The sequence below is a fragment of the Hahella sp. HN01 genome (genome assembly GCF_018986435.1).
In the GTDB taxonomy this organism is placed as follows: Bacteria; Pseudomonadota; Gammaproteobacteria; order Pseudomonadales; family Oleiphilaceae; genus Hahella.
Window position 1 is genome coordinate 295,078 of record NZ_JAHMIN010000001.1, and the last position, 19,171, is coordinate 314,248.

Sequence of the window (19,171 nt, forward strand, 5' to 3'; positions counted from 1 at the left end):
CCAGCGACAAAAACTCAGATTCGCCGCCGGCCGGTAATATCTACGGAAAGTGTGCGCTGCAATCTATTGCAGAACAACATCAAACTGCTCCTGGGTATACATCACCTCCACCTGAAAACGGATACGCTTGCCGATGAAAGTTTCCAGATCGGCGACGCTGTCGGACTGTTCATCCAGCAACAGATCCACCACAGCTTGCGCCGCCAACACCAGATAACCCTGCGCGTCATAGGTGCGGTTAATGCGCAAAATCTCACGAAAGATTTCGTAGCATACGGTTTGCGCCGTTTTGACCGTACCGCGGCCGTCACAGGCGGGACAGGGCTCACACAGCATCTGCCCCAGACTTTCGGTGGTGCGCTTGCGAGTCATTTCCACCAACCCCAGCTCGCTCACGCAGCTGATTTTGGTTTTGGCGTGGTCACGCTCCAGCATTTTTTCCAACATACGCAACACCTGACGCTTATGCTCCTCGTCCTCCATATCAATGAAGTCGATAATGATAATACCGCCCAGGTTTCGTAACCGCAGCTGTCGCGCAATGGCGCGCGCCGCCTCCAAGTTGGTTTTAAAGATGGTTTCTTCGAGGTTGCGATGACCAACAAAGGCCCCCGTATTGACGTCGATGGTCGTCATCGCTTCGGTCTGGTCGATAATCAGGTAGCCGCCAGACTTCAATTGCACCTTGCGACTCAGCGCTTTCTGCAGTTCATCTTCAACGCTGTACAAATCAAAAATCGGCCGCTCGCCGGGATAGTACTCCAGCTTATTGCGAATCTCAGAGACGAATTCATCAACAAACTTCAGCGCCTTATGGAAGCTTTCCCTGGAATCGATGCGTATTTTTTCAGTATAGGGGCGAACAAGATCGCGCAGAGTACGGATGTAGAGGGGCAGATCTTCATATATTGGCCCGGGAGCTGGCGAAGTTTTGATCTTCTCCCGTAAAGACAACCAAAGCTTTTGCAGGAACAGGATATCGGATTTCAACTCTTCCGAACCAACGCCCTCAGCGGCCGTGCGGATGATAAAACCAGCGCCATCAGCGGAACTAGCGTCTTCTGTGGTCACGCAAAGTTGAATGAGCTCCTTGAGGCGGTCACGCTCAGCGTCGTCTTCTATGCGTTGGGATATTCCGATGTGGTTGTTATCGGGCATATAAACCAGATAACGAGATGGTATTGATAACTGGGTGGTAAGACGCGCGCCCTTGGCTCCGATTGGATCTTTGGTGACTTGCACGACCAGAGACTGACCTTCCCGCAGCAAAGAGCTGATATCGGGATGCTTATTGCCGCCGTTGCGATCTTCTCCGGGGTTCACAGTGGTGACGTCCGAAGCATGAATGAAAGCCGCGCGCTCCAATCCGATATCAATAAACGCCGCTTCCATGCCAGGCAATACTCGGATGACTTTGCCTTTATAGATATTGCCGACAATGCCACGCCGCTGACTTCTTTCGATATAAACTTCCTGCAGCATGCCGTTCTCGACGACAGCGACGCGAGTTTCCACCGGAGTCACGTTGATTAAGATTTCTTCACTCATGCAGTTAGTCCGACCAGATCTTGATTCCGAATTCCTTTAACAGCACGACGGTCTCGCAAAGAGGCAACCCAACAATGGATGAATAGCTGCCTTCCACGCGCTCCACGAAACTCCCGGCCACCCCCTGAATGCCGTATGCGCCCGCTTTGTCGGCTGGCTCACCGGAATCCCAATAGCGCTGAATTTCCTGCTCGGACAACTCTCGAAATCGCACCCGACTCAAAGTCGTCGTCACCTTGCAACCTTCCTCCGCGACCAAGGCCACGGAGGTCAGCACCTCATGCCATGTCCCTGACAGCCTGCGCAGCATGGCCTGTGCGTCTTCAAAATCAACCGGTTTGCCGAGAATATCTCCTCCCGCCACAACCGTGGTGTCAGCGCCCAACACCACTATATCCTGTTGATCTTTACGCGCTTCAAATACTGTTTTCGCCTTCTCTCTGGCGAGGCGCTCCACATAATCCGCCGCTGCTTCAGAAGGCAGAACGCTTTCATCAATATCCGCACTGGCGATAGAAAACTCACACCCCAGCCCGGCGATCATTTCACGCCGACGCGGAGATCCCGACGCCAGCACAAGGCGCCGCCCACCAGGGTTACCGTCAAACATTTTCCAGTTTTTCCATTAGTAGCGAAAACAGCGGCCACAGCAGCGCAGAACTCAGAGCGCCCAATAAATACGCCATATCCGTCGCAGGCTGGGCGAGCATGCCATTAATCCAGCGAAACAGCATCAGCACAATGCCGACGATGATGAACACAACAAAAGACTGTTGAATCAAAGGGAACATTTGCAGTCGTTGCAACATCTTCAGCACCAGATAAGCCTGTAGCGCCAACGCCAGGGCATGCACTCCCAGTGTGCTTCCCATCAAGACATCCCACAACAGCCCCACACACCATCCGACCAGAATGCCGCAGGCGCCGGGATGCTTCAACGTCCAGTAAAACATCACCATACATATGGACTCGGGCCTAAAATAAGCAGCGTAACCACCCAGGGGAATCAGACTGACGCAAAACGCCAGGAACAGGGTGAATACGAACAAGACTGGGCGAAACTCATCTCTGGGCATAAGGCCTACTGAGTTTCTTCAGGCGAAGGTTCGTCGGAAACCCTGTCTCCCACCTCCGACGATTTCTTCTTGAATACTAACAAAACGTGTCTGCTGCGGTTTAATTCGGATAACGGATGCGCTTCGATTCGCGCAAAGGGTTCGCCCGGGTCATGCACCACCGCAGTCACTTTCGCAACGGGGTAGCCTGCCGGGAATTTTCCGCCCAAACCGGAACTCACCAACAAGTCGCCAGCAACAATATCAGCTGTATCGGGAACGTTTATCAGTTGTAGCCGGTCCAATACGCCGGAGCCGACGAGAATGCCGCGCACGCCGTTGCGATTAACCTGAATCGGCACGGCATGATTGCTATCGGAAATCAGAAGAACACGGGAGGTCAACGGCGACACTTGCGTCACCTGCCCCATTAACCCCTGCGAATCGAGCATGGGCTGCCCGACATAAACGCCATCGTCAGAACCTTTGTTGACGACCACCTCATGCATGTAAGGATCAGGGTTGATGCCGATGATCTCAGACACCAGCACAGAATCATCCACCACAGACGAAGCATTCAGCAATTCACGCAGACGATTAACTTCCGCAGTCAAAGACGCAAGACGCTGCGACTTTGCCTCAAGTATCAAAAGCCTGTTGCGTAGCGCGTCATTTTCCTGCTGTAAATCGCGGCGCGATTTAACCGCATCTTCAGTCCAGTCGACCACGTCGGAAGGAGCGCTGACAACCCATTGCACGGGGGCGACGAGAGTCGCCAGCGTTTCGCGTAACGAAGATAAGAGATTGAGGTGATAATCCGCAAATCCGATGGCGATGGAGAGCACAGCCACCAATATCATTCGTGCGCCTAAAAATGGGCCTTCAACGAAGATATTTTTAATGTCGCAATCTCCCCAACAGTCCGGAAAGGTATTTATCTACAAACACAGAAAGCTACCATAAAACATGGCGAAAACAAGTGGTCAACTCCGTTAAAGAGTTGTTATTCCATAAAGAATAGACCACTGCCGCGTTTGTCGATAACTTCCAGCGCACGACCGCCGCCCCTTGCGACACAGGTAAGCGGATCGTCAGCAACAATCACCGGCAAGCCGGTTTCTTCTGTCAGCAAACTGTCCAGGCCACGCAATAATGCGCCGCCGCCAGTCAATACAATCCCTCGCTCAGCGATATCAGACGCCAGTTCAGGCGGCGATTGCTCCAATGCGCTCTTAACCGCCTGTACGATGGTCGCCAGGGCTTCCTGCAGCGCTTCGAGGATTTCTTCGCTGTTCAAGGTAAAACTACGGGGAACCCCCTCTGCGAGGTTGCGGCCGCGCACGTCGATTTCACGCAGCTCCAGACCTTCGTATGCGCAGCCGATTTCCTGCTTGATCCGCTCTGCGGTGGCGTCGCCAATCAAACTACCGTAATTGCGACGCACATAAGCGGTAATCGCCTCGTCAAATTTGTCTCCGCCCACTCTTACCGAGTCGGCGTACACAATACCGTTCAGGGAGATAATGGCGATTTCAGTGGTTCCGCCACCGATATCCACCACCATGGAGCCGTTCGCCTCTTCAACAGGCAGACCGGCGCCAATCGCCGCAGCCATAGGCTCTTCAATCAAAAATACTTCTCTGGCGCCCGCGCCAAGGGCGGACTCTCGAATTGCTTTACGCTCAACCTGAGTGGATCGACTGGGGATACAAACCAGTACGCGAGGACTGGGGGTAATGAAACTGTTTTCATGCACTTTGTGGATGAAGTGCTGGAGCATCTTTTCAGTAACGTGAAAATCGGCGATGACGCCGTCTTTCAATGGTCGGATCGCGGTAATGTTGCCCGGCGTCCGTCCCAGCATCCTCTTCGCTTCGGCGCCTACCGCCGCAACGCTTTTCTGTGCGCCCTGGTTACGAATTGCGACCACAGAGGGCTCATTGAGCACAATTCCTCTTCCACGAACATAAATCAGTGTATTGGCGGTCCCCAGATCGATCGAAAGATCGCTGGAAAACAAACCACGTAATCGTTTAAACATTGAACGTTTGAATCCGTATTCTTTTTAGGGTTAGGCATGCTGCGGCAACTTTAACAGTGGCGAGGGGTCAGGGCAAGAATCATTTAGCCCCGCCCGGGCCTAGCCGCAAGCCATTAAAAAATTGTCATCAGAAAGGCCTGTTTTAGGGCGTTTTACAGGGAAAAAATCGCCAATTCATTTACAGACTGTACGCAAACCCTCTTATAATAGCCCTCTTTAGTTTCTGGTGCGATCAGGAGCGCTGCAATGGCGTTCACCAGCCCGGATTCAACATCGAATTATCGGATCAGGTCCGAATCAAGCCAACCGCAACGCCCAGCAGGAGAATAATGTGACTATCCAGTCGAAACAGTTGGAGACCATCGCCAAGCTAGCGAGATTGGAAACGCCCGGCGACCAAGTGGCGAAACTGACCCGCGATCTGGGACAGATTCTGGACTTCGTCGAACAGATGCAGAAAGTGGACACCAGCGCTGTAGAGCCTCTGTCCAACCCGCTGGAAATGACTCAGCGACTGCGTAAAGACGAAGTAACGGAAAGCAATCAGCGTGAAAAGTTTCAGGCCATCGCGCCAGCCACCGAAAATGGCTTGTATCTGGTTCCCAAAGTCATCGATTAAAACGACTGGAACGCCCGCCTCCCCAAGAACTTATTGCGAACGCCGTGCCGGCTATAGAAAAGTAAGAGATACGCATGTTGCCACATACTATTAGCGAGATCATAAGCGGACTCCGGGATAAGCAGTTTTCATCCCGTGAAATCACCCAGGATTACCTGACCAGAATCAAACGCCTCAATCCAGAATTGAATTGCTTCATCACCATTACTGAAGATCTGGCTCTCTCTCAGGCGGAACAAGCCGACGCTCGCCGCAATGCAGGAGAAGCCTCTATTCTGAATGGCGTACCTCTCGCGCACAAAGACGTCTTCTGCACAGAAGGCGTGACGACGACATGCGGCTCCAGAATGCTGGAAAAGTTTGTTCCGCCTTACGAGTCCACTGTCACCCGCAAGTTTATGGAGGCAGGCGCTGTCACATTGGGCAAGACCAACATGGACGAGTTCGCCATGGGCTCATCCAATGAGAACAGCTACTTTGGCCCGGTACGCAACCCTTGGGACACAGAGCGCGCTCCCGGCGGCTCTTCAGGCGGCTCCGCAGCAGCGGTTGCGGCCGGACTTTGCGCGGCGGCAACCGGTACGGACACAGGCGGATCGATTCGTCAGCCTGCCGCATTTTGCGGCCTGACCGGACTCAAGCCAACTTACGGACGCGTATCTCGCCTAGGCATGGTGGCTTTCGCATCGAGCCTGGATCAGGGCGGTCCTTTCGCCCGCACGGCGGAAGATGCGGCGCTGCTAATGAACGTCATGGCCGGACACGACCCCATGGACTCCACCAGCGCCCAGAACCCCACTGAAGATTACACTTCAGCGCTGGCGCAACCGCTGACTGGCTTCACTATCGGCTTGCCAAAAGAATACTTCAGCAGCCAGCTCAACGCCGAGCTTGAAAAAGCGTTGCAGGAAGCAATAAAAGTGTATGAGTCGCTGGGCGCTTCCTTTAAAGAGGTCTCCCTGCCCCATACAGAGCTGTCCGTACCCGCTTACTACGTTATCGCCCCCGCGGAGTGCTCGACCAACCTGTCGCGCTTCGACGGCGTTCGCTACGGCCATCGCTGCGAGAACCCCAAAGACCTCGAAGACCTGTATCAACGTTCTCGATCCGAAGGTTTCGGGGACGAAGTAAAGCGCCGCATTTTAATCGGAACCTATGCACTGTCTGCAGGCTACTACGACGCCTATTATCGACAGGCGCAAAAAATCCGCCGCCTGATCAAAAACGATTTCGTGTCCACGCTGAACGAAGTCGACGCGTTGTTATGCCCAACCACACCCGATGTCGCCTTCAAACTGGGCGAGAAAACGTCAGACCCCGTACAGATGTATCTTGAGGACATCTTTACTATCCCCGCCAGCTTGGCTGGTCTGCCTGCGCTTGGATTGCCTTGCGGCTTCAAGGGCGGCCTGCCTGTTGGAATGCAGTTGATCGGCAACTACTTTACTGAAGCCCGGTTATTGAACCTGGGCCATCAATATCAGTTGAACACTGACTGGCATAAACGCAGTCCGGCCCTGGGCGAATAAGCCCACCCGCACTACATAAAGATTACGCAACCATTAGCGAAGAGGTCAAATCATGGAATGGGAAGCGGTTATCGGGCTGGAAGTTCATGTTCAGCTCGCCACCAAATCCAAAATATTCTCCGGCGCAGCCACTACCTTTGGCGCAGAGCCAAACACTCAGGCTTGCGCTGTAGATCTGGCCATGCCTGGCATGTTGCCAGTCATGAACGAAGAAGCAGTGCGTATGGCGGTGATGTTCGGCCTGGCCATCGGCGCCGAAATCAACACACGCTCGGTCTTCGACCGCAAAAACTATTTCTACCCTGATCTGCCCAAGGGTTATCAAATCAGCCAGCTGGATCACCCTACCGTCAAGCAAGGCAAACTGGACATCCAGCTTGAAAATGGCGAGAAGAAGACAATTAATATCACTCGCGCCCACTTGGAAGAAGACGCCGGAAAAAGTCTGCATGAAGATTTTCATGGCATGACAGGCATCGACTTGAACCGCGCCGGTACGCCCCTGCTGGAAATTGTGTCCGAGCCGGAACTGCGCAGCGCCAAAGAAGCCGTCGCGTACTTGAAGAAGCTGCACTCTATCGTTACCTACCTGGGCATCTCCGACGGCGACATGTCCCAAGGGTCCATGCGCTGCGACTGCAACGTTTCCGTTCGCCCGAAAGGTCAGAAAGAGTTTGGCGTTCGCACCGAAATCAAAAACGTCAACTCCTTCCGTTTTGTCGAAAAGGCTATTCAAGGTGAAATTGAAAGGCAAATCGACTTAATAGAAGGCGGCCTTAAAGTCGAGCAAGAAACACGTCTATATGACGCCGACGATGACGACACCCGCCCCATGCGCAGCAAAGAATTCGCCAACGATTACCGTTACTTCCCCGACCCGGATCTGCTGCCGATTGAAATAGACGACGCCTATATTGAAGCGATCCGCAGCAAGCTTCCAGAGCTACCGGAACAAAAGCTGGCCCGCTTCTGTTCAGAGTACGGTTTGTCTGATTACGACGCTGGTGTGCTCGTCAGCTCCCGCGCGCAAGCGGACTACTTTGAAGTCGCAACAAGAATCGTCGGCGACGCCAAGCTGACAGCCAACTGGGTGATGGGAGAGCTAGCCAAACGCCTGAACCAGAATTCTCTGGATATATCTCAATCTCCCGTCCCGGCTGAAGGGCTTGGCAAGCTGCTGCTGCGCTTGAAAGACAACACTATCAACGGCAAAGCAGCTAAGGATGTGCTCGAGGCCATGTGGAATGGCGAAGGTGAGGCTGATGAGATTATTGAGAAGAAAGGCCTAAAGCAAGTTTCCGACACGGGCGCCATTGAAGCTATTGTTGATGAGGTCTTGGCGAATAACGCGGCTCAAGTCGAACAATATAAAGCCGCAGATGAAGCTAAACGCGGAAAATTGATCAGCTTCCTTGTCGGTCAGGCCATAAAAGCCTCCAAAGGCAAGGCCAACCCACAGCAAGTGAAGGCAATACTCGCCCAAAAGCTGAGCTAACCCCCAAAAAAAGAGCCCTAAACGGGCTCTTTTTCATACTGGCTGCATGCGCTAGTTATACTGGACGCCCCCATAAGTCATACTCATCCGCATCCTCTATCTCCACCGTAACCAGATCGCCCGGCTTCAGATGAGTTTGGTTGTCTAAAAACACTTGTCCGTCAATTTCCGGCGCATCCGCTTTGGAACGACAAACCGCTCCTTCTTCCACCACCTCATCCACGATCACGTCCATACGCTTGCCGATTTTCGCCTGCAAACGACTGGCGCTGATACGCTGCTGCACTTCCATAAAGCGCTCCCAGCGCTCTTGTTTGACCGCTTCTTCAACAGGATCAGGCAGCTCGTTCGCCGTCGCGCCTTCCACCGGAGAGTATTTGAAGCACCCAACACGATCCAACTGCGCCTCTTCAAGAAAGTCGAGCAGTGCCTGAAAGTCTTCTTCGGTTTCTCCGGGAAAGCCGACTATAAAGGTGGAACGCAGGGTGATATCCGGACACTGCTCACGCCATTTGCCAATTCTGTGCAGCACTTTCTCTGCATGGGCTGGACGACGCATATTTTTCAACACAGCAGGAGAGGCGTGCTGAAAAGGAATATCCAGATAAGGAAGAATTTTGCCCTCCGCCATCATCGGAATAACGTCATCGACATGAGGGTAAGGATAAACGTAGTGCAGTCGCACCCAAACGCCCATGCGCCCGAGCTCATCACAAAGCTCCTTCATACGCGTCTTAACCGGACGCCCTTCCCAGAAGCCGGTACGGTATTTGGTGTCTACCCCGTAAGCACTGGTGTCCTGAGAGATCACCAACAACTCTTTGACGCCGTTTTTCACTAGACGTTGCGCCTCGCCCAGCACATCACCGATAGGACGGCTCACCAAATCACCGCGGAAGGACGGAATTATGCAAAACGTACAACGGTGGTTACAGCCTTCAGATATCTTCAGATAGGCATAATGCTTGGGCGTGAGCTTAACCCCAGTATCGGGCACAAGGTTGAGGAAGGGGTTGTATTCAGGCTTCGGAGCCACTTGATGCACTTGGTTCATCACTTCCGAATAAGCGTGCGGGCCGCTTACCGCCAGCACCTTTGGATGCACTTCGCGGATCACATCTTCTTTGGCGCCAAGACACCCGGTCACGATAACTTTGCCGTTCTCACGCAACGCTTCGCCAATGGCGTCCAGGGACTCTTGCACAGCACTGTCGATGAAGCCGCAGGTGTTCACCAAAACGACATCCGCATCTTCATAGCTGGCCGATATCTCGTACCCCTCCGTACGCAGTTGCGTCAGAATACGCTCCGAGTCTACTGTGTTTTTGGGGCAGCCAAGGCTGACGAAACCCACTTTGCCGCTAGAAGAGGACATCTACCATCACCTGTCTATTCAGAAAAAGGCCGCCATTCTACCTAAGCTCAGCTCGAGAAAATAGATCAAATATCGCTCAAACTTCGACCAGCAACATAGATTACACTCCGTAACAAAATACCCACACTGTTACAAAAAAGTCGTGCTCTCTATGCCAAAAAGATTAATTTTAAATCAAATTCAATTTGGTACACTTAGCCTTCCATGTTGAATGTTAGTATCATTACTTAACCGACTATGATTCAAAGCAGTCCAACCGTCATGCAAAGAAATCTGAGGCATCATCTGCGCATTCCAACGGATTTCGTCGCTCATATCACCACACGCGACCAACGGGAATGCGACGCGGCCATCAACAACATTTCCAGAACGGGCCTCATGCTTGAGTGCGACCGCTGCATTCTGGAGACGTTGACGCCAAACGCCTTAAACTTCGCGCCATTACGGCCAGTCTGCATCAATATTCGCTTCACTCTGCCTCTGGGCAAGAAAGATGTTGTTGAAGTAGAGACAGAGATGCTGGTCATTTACACTCGTCGACTGGCTCGCAACGCCTTCCACGTAGGCCTACAATTCAAAGAATTGACGCCAGAGCAAACCCACCAACTTGAGCAGTATATCGCCGAGAATAAGCTGCGTTAGAAAATCGCCGCCGGATTTTCCAGGTTTTCATCTCAAGCTTTCTATTTGCGGCCTACGGCCCAAACAGGATGGAACCCCGGAAAATTCGCCAGAAACAGCCCGCTACAAGCAGCGCCGCTTAACTGCGTATATCAGAAGCTACTAAAAGGCCATAGAAAACTATATCCTCATAATAAAGTCTTCTAAAAGCCATTCTTCTTATAATCACCGAGTGTTTGGTATAGTAAGTGTAGTTTTTTAACCCAATCATCCTCGGACATCAGCCTTACCGGAGACCCCTTACTAAGGAGTGCAGTTGAAAAAATGACTGATTACAACCTCACCCATCTAAAACAGCTGGAAGCTGAAAGTATCCATATAATCAGAGAAGTCGCCGCCGAGTTCGAGCGCCCCGTCATGCTCTACTCCATCGGAAAAGACTCTTCGGTGATGCTGCATTTGGCGCGCAAAGCCTTCTTTCCCGGCAAACCGCCCTTTCCTTTGATGCACGTGGACACGACCTGGAAGTTCAAGGATATGATCACTTTCCGTGATCAGCAGGCGGCGAAATTTGGACTGGACTTGATCGTCCACATAAATGAAGAAGGCGTACGCCAGGGCATCGGCCCTTTCTCTCACGGCAGCGCCAAGCATACCGATGTCATGAAGACCGAGTCTTTGAAACAGGCTCTCAATAAATATAAGTTTGATGCAGCCTTCGGCGGCGCCCGTCGCGACGAGGAGAAATCTCGCGCGAAAGAGCGCGTCTACTCTTTCCGTGACTCCAACCACCGCTGGGACCCGAAAAATCAGCGCCCGGAGTTGTGGAACCTGTACAACGGAAAGATCAATAAAGGCGAGAGCATCCGGGTGTTTCCTCTGTCCAACTGGACCGAGCTGGACATCTGGCAATACATCTATCTGGAGAACATCGAGCTCGTCCCTCTTTACTTCTCCGCCAAGCGCCCAGTTGTCGAGCGCGACGGCACGATGATCATGGTGGACGATGACCGCATGCCTTTAAAGCCGGGCGAAACCCCGATGATAAAAGACGTGCGCTTCCGTACTCTGGGCTGCTACCCGCTGACTGGAGCTATCGAATCTACGGCGACCACATTGCCGGAAATTATTCAGGAAATGCTGCTAACCACCAGCTCTGAGCGTCAAGGTCGCGTTATCGACCACGACCAGGCTGGCTCGATGGAGCAAAAGAAACGCGAAGGCTACTTCTGATCCATTTGGAGAAGAAGCGCCTTCAGGGAAGCATTCATTTAGCAGAATTTAATTGAGTACGGTCCATGTCACATCAATCAAACCTAATCAGCGAAGACATTCTCGAATATCTGAAGCAGCACGAACACAAAGAGCTGCTTCGTCTTTTAACCTGCGGCAGCGTTGACGACGGCAAAAGCACCCTGATCGGTCGATTGCTGCACGACTCCAAGATGATCTATGAAGATCAACTTGAAGCCATCAAGAAAGACAGCGCTAAATCCGGCAATGCGGGCGAAAAGCTCGATTTATCCCTGCTGGTGGACGGTCTTCAGGCGGAGCGCGAGCAAGGCATCACGATTGACGTCGCCTATCGCTATTTCTCCACCGCCAAGAGAAAGTTCATCATCGCCGACACTCCTGGCCATGAGCAATACACGCGCAATATGGCCACCGGCGCCTCCACTGCGCAACTGGCCATCATTCTGATCGACGCACGTCACGGCGTACTGAAACAGACCAAGCGCCACACCTTCATCGCTTCACTGCTGGGCATTCAGCACATTCTGGTGGCGGTGAACAAAATGGACCTGGTGGACTACAGCGAGGAGCGTTACGAAGAGATCAAGCAGGAGTATCTGAGTTTCGCTAAGGGCCTGACTCTACACGACCTGAAGTTCGTACCGATTTCAGCGCTGGATGGCGACAACGTGGTCTCCAACTCACCGGCGATGCCCTGGTACAAAGACAAGCCGCTGATGGAAATCCTGGAGACAGTGGAAATCTCCCGCGACAAGAATCTGTCCGATTTCCGCATGCCCGTGCAGTACGTCAATCGTCCGAACCTGGACTTCCGCGGTTACAGCGGAACCGTGTCCTCGGGGATTATCCGCAAGGGCGATCCAGTCATGGCGCTGCCTTCCCGCAAAACCAGTACAGTCAAGTCCATCGTCACCTTCGAGGGCGAGCAGGAAGAAGCTTTCTCTGACCAGGCCGTGACGCTGACATTAGCCGACGAGATCGATATCAGCCGCGGCGACGTACTGGTTCGCCCAGACAATGTTCCCTGCGTATCCAACCGGATGCGGGCGCATATCGTCTGGATGAGCGAAGCGCCGCTACTACCTGGACGCCAATACTACATCAAGCAGGCTACGCATCTGGCGACCGGTTCTGTCAGCCGCATCCATCATCAGATCGATGTTAATACACTGGAGAAGAGCGAAACCGATACGCTGCAGTTAAATGAAATCGGCTCCTGTGAAGTCACGCTCAACCAGCCTTTGGTGTTTGACCCCTATTCACGCAACCGCACCACCGGCGCGTTTATCATCGTTGACCGATTGACTAACGTGACTATCGGCGCAGGCATGATCGAAAGCGCTGTAGACGATGCAGACATCGCTGCTTTCGCCCCCATTACTGACTCAGAACGTGAAGCCCGTAACGGCCACAAGCCTGGCCTGATTAAAGTCGAAGGCGAATTGGCGGATAAACTGGCTTACGCACTGGAACGCAACTTGTTTGAACGCGGTAAGTCGGTAGTGGTTGTAGAGGAAACTCTGGCTGAAGCCACATTAACCGCTCTGCTGAAAGCCGGTCTGCTGGTCATCGCCACCCAAGGCGTTGAGTCATACGAAGGTGAAGTCGCCGCGACGGTAAGCGCGACAGATGAGAAAGAGCTTTCAACACAGGTTAACCGTGTCATCGGTGAGCTGGTGGAAAAGCACTACTTCGTGTAAGGCTTTCTTAGTCTATTCAAAGGCTCCAGGGTGACTTTCGCCCTGGAGCCTTTTTTATTTCCCGTTACTTCAATGCCTGCAAGCATTCGCCCAAAGCGCTAACCGCGCGATTTGCACATTCTATCGTAGCGTTATTTCCCATTAGCCCAATACGCCAGATTTTCCCTTGCAGCGGCCCAAGCCCAGCGCCAATCTCCATGCTGTAATCCGTCAGCAGCTTAGTGCGCACCGCCGCTTCATCAACACCTTCCGGCACTTTAATCGCATTCAGCATCGGCAGACGGTAAGGCTCTTCCACCAGGAAGGATAGCCCCAGCGACTCCACGCCTCTCACCAAGGCCTCATGCGCAGCCTTATGCCTCGCCCAGCGATTCTCCAGCCCTTCGTCCAAAACCAGGCGCAGCGCCTCATGAATAGCGTACAGAGTATTGACCGGCGCGGTGTGGTGGTACGCCCGCTGCCCGCCTTCAGCCCAGTAAGCCATCACCAGACTCATATCCAGAAACCAGCTCTGCACGGGCTTAGTGCGGGAGCGAATGCGCTCCGCCGCCGCTTCACTGAATGACACTGGCGCAATGCCTGGCACCGCAGAAAGACACTTTTGCGCGCCACTGTATATCGCGTCGGCTTTCCAGCCGTCTACATCCACCTCTATACCGCACCAGGAAGTAACCATATCGACGACGGACAACACGCCACGCTCATGCGCAAGACGACACAAGGTCTCAGCATCGGAACGAGCGCCAGTGGACGTTTCCGCATGCACAAACGCCAATAGCCGCACATTGGGGTGCTCGTTCAGAACCTCCTCAATACGCTGCGGATCAACTGGGCTACCCCACTCAAACTCAACAACAATCGGTACGCCTCCCGCACGAACGACGTTTTCCACCATACGTTTGCCGAACACGCCATTGATCGCGACAATCGCCTGATCCCCCGGCTCCAGCAAATTAACCAGGCAGGTTTCCATACCAGCGGAGCCTGGCGCCGAAACAGGCATCGTCAATCTATTCTGCGCCTTGAATGTCGCCTGCAACATCTGTTTGATCTGATCCATCATATTGATAAAGACAGGGTCCAGATGACCGATGGTCGGTTGCGACATCGCCGCAAGCACACTGGCGGGCGTGTTCGAAGGTCCGGGCCCCAGCAGTAACCGGTTGGGAATAGTAAAGCCTGTACTCATGCTTGGTTCCTTGAATCATTGTTATGGATAAAGGAAGTCTACAAGACAACGCAACATATCTCACGGTTGCTGAGTAAAACTCAGAATGCCCGCACAGCAGCCTTGCACTCTTTACTGGGGCGATTACAATCCGCCTTTAACTAGGACACGGCTTCGTCCGGCGTCTCTCCGCACACTCAGGCTCGATTAAGGCTTACCTACTATGGCGATCAGCGAACTCAGCATTCAGGTACTGGAAAAATTCTCCGAAGACGACGCCAGCCAGACCCGAATTCCGCAACAACTGCCCAAGACAGGTGCGGACAATGAGGCTGTTTTTCATACTTTACGTCGATTGTTCGCAGCTAAGACAGGTAAGGCTTTTGGCCGTATCAACCTCCATGCGGAGGGTCAAAGTTTCGGTCCCAGGTTAAAAGATTGGTACGAAGGGAAAATGTCCTTCCAGCAGTTAACCGAAAAAGGCCTGGCCGATTTCAAAGAAAAACTGGACGTCATCCCCCTCACCACACAGAGCTATTTATTGTGGATTCACGACCAGCAGGGCGACGCCCGCACCCTTTATATTTTTGTCCTGGAAAGCAGCGTCACCAATGTCGTCACCAACGAATTGCAAATCGAGCCCATTGAGCACTTGGACCCGCAAGCCATCACTTTCGCCCTGCGTATCGAGCTAGACCCACTTTTCGCCAGCAATCAGCCTGACTGCGCCACCGTCTATCTACAACGCAACCTGCGCAAGATAGGCGAAGCGGGCTGCCATAGTTTTGGTTTCGCCACCCATGTGGACACCGCCAAAGAAACTGAAGTGGTGTTGAGCGGCCTGGAGCGCTTCGCGGAGTCACTGGACCCGAAAAGCGCAGCCAAGCTGAAGAAAAAGGCGGTTGAGTTCTGCTCAGACCAGGAGAAACTGGGGGAAGCGGTACAAATTGAAGAATTGTCCATCGCTATGGATGAACAAAACCCCGACAAGTTCGCCCACTTTATGCGTGAAGCCATACCAGAAGCTCCAGCCGCGCTGCGCCCTGACAGCCGCAAGCTAAAACAGCTCGTCCGCTTTGCAGGCAGAGGCTCTGGCATGAGCTTGTCGTTCTCTTCCGAAGCAATCAATGAAAGCATTATTTACGACAGCGAGAAAGACGCCCTCATTATCATGGAGATCCCCAAGTCTTTGAAAGCGCAGTTAAAACGCTATTTGAGCCCGCAAGATGAGCAAGAACAGAATCAGGACGACAACGCCGAATAAGCCGGGGATCAATACGCAAGTTTAAGAAGATAGCGGCAGCGCCGGGAATACGGCGCCGCCATCAGAGCTAGCGATCCGTTTTCACTGGGGGACGGGGAAAGCTGGCCACGGTCCCTCCGGACTTGCCGGAGGAGATCTTTGCTGTTCCCTGCTGCTCCACTTCGTCGATACGGATGATGGAGGTCATGGGAATAAAGGAACGGCTTACCCCTGCAAACTCCCCTTTGAGCTTCTCTTCCGCAGGATCGACCAGTAGCTGTGAGCGCTCACCGAACAACCAGTTCTCCACCTCAATAAACCCATACAGCTCGCTGGAATAGACTTTACTCGCGTACAGCTCGAATACCTCATCCTGATTAAAGTAAACGACCCGAAAAACTTTTTTACTCGTCTTATTCGACATAAACACACCTGTAAATTCAATCGCTCAACTATCCGTATCGCCCTCGTAAGCCTTGAGAACAAAGGGGAGACGCTGAAAACCGGCGCAATCATATCACAGCCTCCACCGGGCTCTGGAGTCCATACTGTTAACTTTTTGAACGCCCCCCTACACTAGAGCCCGCCTAAAACGTATAATACGCGGTCCCAATTTTTAAGTTCGCAGATTCTTCGGGTGGTTTTGAATGGCGCAAAAACTCTTTATTAAAACCTATGGCTGTCAGATGAACGAGTATGACTCCTCGCGCATGGCTGACTTATTAGGTGAGAGTCATAGCGTTGAGCTCACCGACAACCCCGATGAGGCGGACATTTTACTGCTGAACACCTGTTCTATCCGGGAAAAAGCCCAGGAGAAAGTGTTTCATCAGTTAGGCCGCTGGAGAACGCTTAAAGAAAAGAACCCTAATCTGCTGATTGGCGTCGGCGGCTGCGTCGCCAGCCAGGAAGGCGACGCCATTCGCGACCGCGCGCCTTACGTGGATATGGTGTTTGGCCCGCAGACCCTGCATCGTCTGCCGGAAATGGTCAACTCCGTCGCCCATCAAAAGATCCCGATGGTGGACGTCACATTCCCCGAGATTGAAAAGTTCGACCGCCTGCCCATGCCCAGCAGCGAGGGCGCCAGCGCCTTCGTCTCCATCATGGAAGGCTGCAGCAAATACTGCACATTCTGCGTAGTGCCCTACACTCGCGGCGAAGAAGTCAGCCGCCCTGTGGACGACGTCATTGCGGAAGTCGCGCATTTGGCCGGACAAGGCGTGCGTGAAGTCAACCTGCTCGGCCAGAACGTCAACGCATACCGGGGGCTGACCCACGACGGCGATTATATGGATCTGGCGGAACTGATCACTTATGTCGCCTCAATCGATGGCATTGATCGCATCCGCTACACCACTTCACACCCGGTCGAATTTTCCGACTCGCTTATCGAAGTCTACGCCAGCGTTCCCAAGCTGGTCAGCCACCTGCACTTACCCGTGCAAAGCGGCTCCGACCGTATACTGAACCTGATGAAGCGCGGCCACACTGTGGCGGAGTACACAGACAAACTGCGTCGCCTGCAAGAGATTCGTCCTGACATCAGCCTGTCCTCTGACTTCATTGTTGGCTTCCCCGGGGAAACTGACGCGGATTTCGAGGAAACCATGAATCTGATCAATGAGATAGGCTTTGACCACTCATTCAGCTTCGTTTACAGCGCTCGCCCGGGCACTCCCGCCGCGAACCTGGAAGACAACGTCTCCGAAGAAGCCAAGAAGCAGCGTCTGGCGATTCTGCAACAGCGCATCTTGCAGTTCGCACAGGACATCAGCCGCAAAATGGTCGGCTCCACCCAGCGTATTTTGGTGACTGGCGTATCCAAGAAAGACCCTGGCGAACTACAGGGACGCACCGAAAACAATCGTGTGGTGAACTTCCGTAGCGGCAGTCATGACATTATCGGGCGTTTTGTCGATGTCACCATCACTGCAGCCTTGCCCAACTCACTGCGCGGCGAACGCGTTGATGGCCTGGACTATTAAGTCACCGGCCCATATCACACTATCAGGCGATATGTTTTGAACGAACCAGCCATCAGCTTTAAGCTGGAACCTGCTGACCCCATCAGACTGCAAGCGCTATGCGGGCAGTTTGACGAGAACCTGCGCTTAATCGAACGCCGCCTGAAGGTGCGCGTCGCCTATCGTGGACATGCCTTCACTCTGTTTGGGGAAGAAAAGAACGCCCAGGCGGCGGCGGAAATCATCCGTCATATTTACCGTGAAACAGAAGCTTCCACGTCCATAGAACCCGATACAGTCCATCTGTTTATTCGTGAGTCCGGAGCAGAGGAAGAAGACGAAACAAGCAGCTCTTCCGGCGGCGTTGTCATCCGCACGCCCAAGCTACATATTCGGCCACGCGGTCAAAACCAGATTCACTATGTGAAGTCCGTCCTGCAGCACGACATCAACTTCGGCGTAGGCCCTGCAGGCACAGGCAAGACTTACTTGGCGGTCGCTTGCGCAGCACAAGCGCTGGCCGACGACCAGGTAAAACGAATTCTGTTGGTGCGCCCAGCGGTTGAAGCGGGAGAAAAACTAGGGTTCCTGCCCGGCGACCTGGCGCAAAAAGTCGACCCCTATCTGCGCCCTCTGTACGACGCGTTATACGAGATGTTTGGTTTCGAGCACGTCAATCGACTGCTGGAGAAAGGGCTGATCGAAATTGCGCCGCTGGCTTTCATGCGCGGCCGCACGCTGAACAACGCTTTTATCATCCTGGACGAAAGTCAGAACACCACGCCAGAGCAGATGAAGATGTTCCTGACCCGGATCGGCTTCGGCTCAACTGCGGTAGTTACTGGAGACCCCACCCAGGTCGACCTGCCGAAAGGCGTCCCATCCGGACTGGTTCAAGCATTGAAAGTACTGGAGGACGTCAAAGGCGTCAGCGTCACCAAATTCCTGAGCAAAGACGTCGTTCGTCACCCGCTTGTACAAAGAATTGTTGATGCGTACGAAGCATTTAACAAAAATTCCATTTGAAAATCGTCGCCGAAGCCCATATAAACGAAGCAAACGCATCTAAATAAAGCAGTTTATGAGTCTCGACGTCGATATCCAGATAGCCTCGGAAGAGGCTGACCTTCCAAGTGAAGAACAGCTGATTCTGTGGGCGCAAGCAGCCCTGCGCGAAACAGGCGACCATGAGGTGACCATCCGCATCGTTGACGCGGAGGAAAGCCAGGAGCTGAACGCGCAGTATCGCGGCAAAGACAAGCCGACCAATGTCCTGTCCTTCCCTTTTGAAAACCCGCCCGGATTAACTTTGCCCCTGCTGGGCGACTTGGTTATTTGCGCGCCGGTAGTGTTCAACGAAGCCGTTGAGCAACAAAAAACCGCCGCTGCGCACTGGGCTCATATGGTCATTCATGGGATGCTGCATTTACAGGGATACGACCATATAATTGACGAGGAAGCAGAGGTTATGGAAAGTCTCGAAACAGAACTGGTGACCAGTCTGGGCTTTCCCCCTCCCTACGCCACCAACAGTTCGTTAGCTGAAGGGTAACACA

Annotated in this window: 18 protein-coding genes; 10 read left to right on the forward strand and 8 right to left on the reverse strand. The window is 53.1% G+C overall.

The genetic code is table 11. The features are described from left to right. Positions 1 to 63: 63 nt before the first annotated feature. The 5 genes from rng to KP814_RS01415 form a co-directional block, all read right to left on the reverse strand. Positions 64 to 1,548 (reverse strand): ribonuclease G, encoded by a 1,485-nt coding sequence (gene rng, locus KP814_RS01395; RefSeq protein WP_216735063.1) that lies wholly within the window; start codon positions 1,546 to 1,548, stop codon positions 64 to 66. Between the two features lie 4 nt (positions 1,549 to 1,552). After that, complete coding sequence (locus KP814_RS01400) at positions 1,553 to 2,158, reverse strand: nucleoside triphosphate pyrophosphatase (protein WP_216735064.1); 606 nt, start codon at positions 2,156 to 2,158, stop codon at positions 1,553 to 1,555. Next, entirely contained in the window at positions 2,151 to 2,624 is a 474-nt protein-coding gene (gene mreD / locus KP814_RS01405; RefSeq protein ID WP_216735065.1) for a rod shape-determining protein MreD, read from the reverse strand. The genes KP814_RS01400 and mreD overlap by 8 nt, the downstream gene beginning before the upstream one ends. Before the next feature lie 5 nt (positions 2,625 to 2,629). Next, complete coding sequence (gene mreC / locus KP814_RS01410) at positions 2,630 to 3,541, reverse strand: rod shape-determining protein MreC (RefSeq protein ID WP_371824022.1); 912 nt, start codon at positions 3,539 to 3,541, stop codon at positions 2,630 to 2,632. A gap of 65 nt (positions 3,542 to 3,606) precedes the next feature. Further along, entirely contained in the window at positions 3,607 to 4,644 is a 1,038-nt protein-coding gene (locus KP814_RS01415) for a rod shape-determining protein (RefSeq protein ID WP_011399070.1), read from the reverse strand. Positions 4,645 to 4,975: 331 nt separating this feature from the next. On the opposite strand from KP814_RS01415, the gene gatC reads away from it, so the two are divergent. The 3 genes from gatC (at position 4,976) to gatB (ending at position 8,287) form a co-directional block, all read left to right on the forward strand. Continuing rightward, positions 4,976 to 5,263 carry an Asp-tRNA(Asn)/Glu-tRNA(Gln) amidotransferase subunit GatC gene (gene gatC / locus KP814_RS01420; RefSeq protein ID WP_216735067.1) on the forward strand — a complete coding sequence of 96 codons (288 nt, stop codon included), beginning with the start codon at positions 4,976 to 4,978 and terminating at the stop codon, positions 5,261 to 5,263. Between the two features lie 74 nt (positions 5,264 to 5,337). Next, positions 5,338 to 6,792 (forward strand): Asp-tRNA(Asn)/Glu-tRNA(Gln) amidotransferase subunit GatA, encoded by a 1,455-nt coding sequence (gene gatA, locus KP814_RS01425; RefSeq protein WP_216735068.1) that lies wholly within the window; start codon positions 5,338 to 5,340, stop codon positions 6,790 to 6,792. Between the two features lie 52 nt (positions 6,793 to 6,844). Then, positions 6,845 to 8,287, forward strand: a complete 1,443-nt coding sequence (gene gatB / locus KP814_RS01430; RefSeq protein WP_216735069.1) for an Asp-tRNA(Asn)/Glu-tRNA(Gln) amidotransferase subunit GatB — start codon at positions 6,845 to 6,847, stop codon at positions 8,285 to 8,287. A 55-nt stretch (positions 8,288 to 8,342) separates the two neighbouring features. Here the strand turns inward: gatB and rimO are convergent, their stop codons facing one another. Continuing rightward, positions 8,343 to 9,662, reverse strand: coding sequence for a 30S ribosomal protein S12 methylthiotransferase RimO (gene rimO / locus KP814_RS01435; protein ID WP_216735070.1), 1,320 nt, complete (start codon positions 9,660 to 9,662; stop codon positions 8,343 to 8,345). A 261-nt stretch (positions 9,663 to 9,923) separates the two neighbouring features. Between rimO and KP814_RS01440 the strand changes: the two genes are divergently transcribed. The 3 genes from KP814_RS01440 (at position 9,924) to cysN (ending at position 13,237) form a co-directional block, all read left to right on the forward strand. After that, positions 9,924 to 10,304 (forward strand): PilZ domain-containing protein, encoded by a 381-nt coding sequence (locus tag KP814_RS01440; RefSeq protein WP_253938085.1) that lies wholly within the window; start codon positions 9,924 to 9,926, stop codon positions 10,302 to 10,304. Positions 10,305 to 10,607: 303 nt separating this feature from the next. Beyond that, on the forward strand, positions 10,608 to 11,516 hold the full coding sequence (gene cysD, locus KP814_RS01445; protein WP_216735072.1) for a sulfate adenylyltransferase subunit CysD: 909 nt from the start codon (positions 10,608 to 10,610) through the stop codon (positions 11,514 to 11,516). Between the two features lie 65 nt (positions 11,517 to 11,581). After that, complete coding sequence (gene cysN / locus KP814_RS01450; protein WP_216735073.1) at positions 11,582 to 13,237, forward strand: sulfate adenylyltransferase subunit CysN; 1,656 nt, start codon at positions 11,582 to 11,584, stop codon at positions 13,235 to 13,237. Positions 13,238 to 13,301: 64 nt separating this feature from the next. On the opposite strand, the gene KP814_RS01455 is transcribed toward cysN, so the two are convergent. After that, positions 13,302 to 14,426 (reverse strand): alanine--glyoxylate aminotransferase family protein, encoded by a 1,125-nt coding sequence (locus tag KP814_RS01455; protein WP_216735074.1) that lies wholly within the window; start codon positions 14,424 to 14,426, stop codon positions 13,302 to 13,304. 202 nt (positions 14,427 to 14,628) lie between these two features. Here KP814_RS01455 and KP814_RS01460 point away from each other — a divergent pair, with 202 nt between their 5' ends. Continuing rightward, positions 14,629 to 15,669 carry a nucleoid-associated protein gene (locus KP814_RS01460; protein WP_216735075.1) on the forward strand — a complete coding sequence of 347 codons (1,041 nt, stop codon included), beginning with the start codon at positions 14,629 to 14,631 and terminating at the stop codon, positions 15,667 to 15,669. A 67-nt stretch (positions 15,670 to 15,736) separates the two neighbouring features. On the opposite strand, the gene KP814_RS01465 is transcribed toward KP814_RS01460, so the two are convergent. After that, on the reverse strand, positions 15,737 to 16,072 hold the full coding sequence (locus KP814_RS01465) for a DUF1820 family protein (protein WP_011399083.1): 336 nt from the start codon (positions 16,070 to 16,072) through the stop codon (positions 15,737 to 15,739). Positions 16,073 to 16,295: 223 nt separating this feature from the next. On the opposite strand from KP814_RS01465, the gene miaB reads away from it, so the two are divergent. The 3 genes from miaB to ybeY are packed head-to-tail and all read left to right on the forward strand — an operon-like array spanning position 16,296 to position 19,167. Beyond that, positions 16,296 to 17,636, forward strand: a complete 1,341-nt coding sequence (miaB, locus tag KP814_RS01470) for a tRNA (N6-isopentenyl adenosine(37)-C2)-methylthiotransferase MiaB (RefSeq protein WP_216735076.1) — start codon at positions 16,296 to 16,298, stop codon at positions 17,634 to 17,636. Positions 17,637 to 17,672: 36 nt separating this feature from the next. Then, entirely contained in the window at positions 17,673 to 18,641 is a 969-nt protein-coding gene (locus tag KP814_RS01475; protein WP_216735077.1) for a PhoH family protein, read from the forward strand. A gap of 55 nt (positions 18,642 to 18,696) precedes the next feature. Continuing rightward, positions 18,697 to 19,167 (forward strand): rRNA maturation RNase YbeY, encoded by a 471-nt coding sequence (ybeY, locus tag KP814_RS01480; protein WP_216735078.1) that lies wholly within the window; start codon positions 18,697 to 18,699, stop codon positions 19,165 to 19,167. Positions 19,168 to 19,171 lie beyond the last annotated feature (4 nt).

Excerpts from the sequence above, each read along its gene's own strand:
- KP814_RS01460 (WP_216735075.1), top strand. The coding sequence starts at position 14,629 with ATGGCGATCAGCGAACTCAGCATTCAGGTACTGGAAAAATTCTCCGAA.
- ybeY (WP_216735078.1), top strand. The coding sequence starts at position 18,697 with ATGAGTCTCGACGTCGATATCCAGATAGCCTCGGAAGAGGCTGACCTT.
- KP814_RS01400 (WP_216735064.1), bottom strand. The coding sequence starts at position 2,158 with ATGTTTGACGGTAACCCTGGTGGGCGGCGCCTTGTGCTGGCGTCGGGA.
- cysN (WP_216735073.1), top strand. The coding sequence starts at position 11,582 with ATGTCACATCAATCAAACCTAATCAGCGAAGACATTCTCGAATATCTG.
- KP814_RS01465 (WP_011399083.1), bottom strand. The coding sequence starts at position 16,072 with ATGTCGAATAAGACGAGTAAAAAAGTTTTTCGGGTCGTTTACTTTAAT.
- KP814_RS01415 (WP_011399070.1), bottom strand. The coding sequence starts at position 4,644 with ATGTTTAAACGATTACGTGGTTTGTTTTCCAGCGATCTTTCGATCGAT.
- KP814_RS01455 (WP_216735074.1), bottom strand. The coding sequence starts at position 14,426 with ATGAGTACAGGCTTTACTATTCCCAACCGGTTACTGCTGGGGCCCGGA.
- mreD (WP_216735065.1), bottom strand. The coding sequence starts at position 2,624 with ATGCCCAGAGATGAGTTTCGCCCAGTCTTGTTCGTATTCACCCTGTTC.
- rimO (WP_216735070.1), bottom strand. The coding sequence starts at position 9,662 with ATGTCCTCTTCTAGCGGCAAAGTGGGTTTCGTCAGCCTTGGCTGCCCC.
- gatB (WP_216735069.1), top strand. The coding sequence starts at position 6,845 with ATGGAATGGGAAGCGGTTATCGGGCTGGAAGTTCATGTTCAGCTCGCC.
- KP814_RS01440 (WP_253938085.1), top strand. The coding sequence starts at position 9,924 with ATGCAAAGAAATCTGAGGCATCATCTGCGCATTCCAACGGATTTCGTC.
- miaB (WP_216735076.1), top strand. The coding sequence starts at position 16,296 with ATGGCGCAAAAACTCTTTATTAAAACCTATGGCTGTCAGATGAACGAG.
- cysD (WP_216735072.1), top strand. The coding sequence starts at position 10,608 with ATGACTGATTACAACCTCACCCATCTAAAACAGCTGGAAGCTGAAAGT.
- rng (WP_216735063.1), bottom strand. The coding sequence starts at position 1,548 with ATGAGTGAAGAAATCTTAATCAACGTGACTCCGGTGGAAACTCGCGTC.
- gatA (WP_216735068.1), top strand. The coding sequence starts at position 5,338 with ATGTTGCCACATACTATTAGCGAGATCATAAGCGGACTCCGGGATAAG.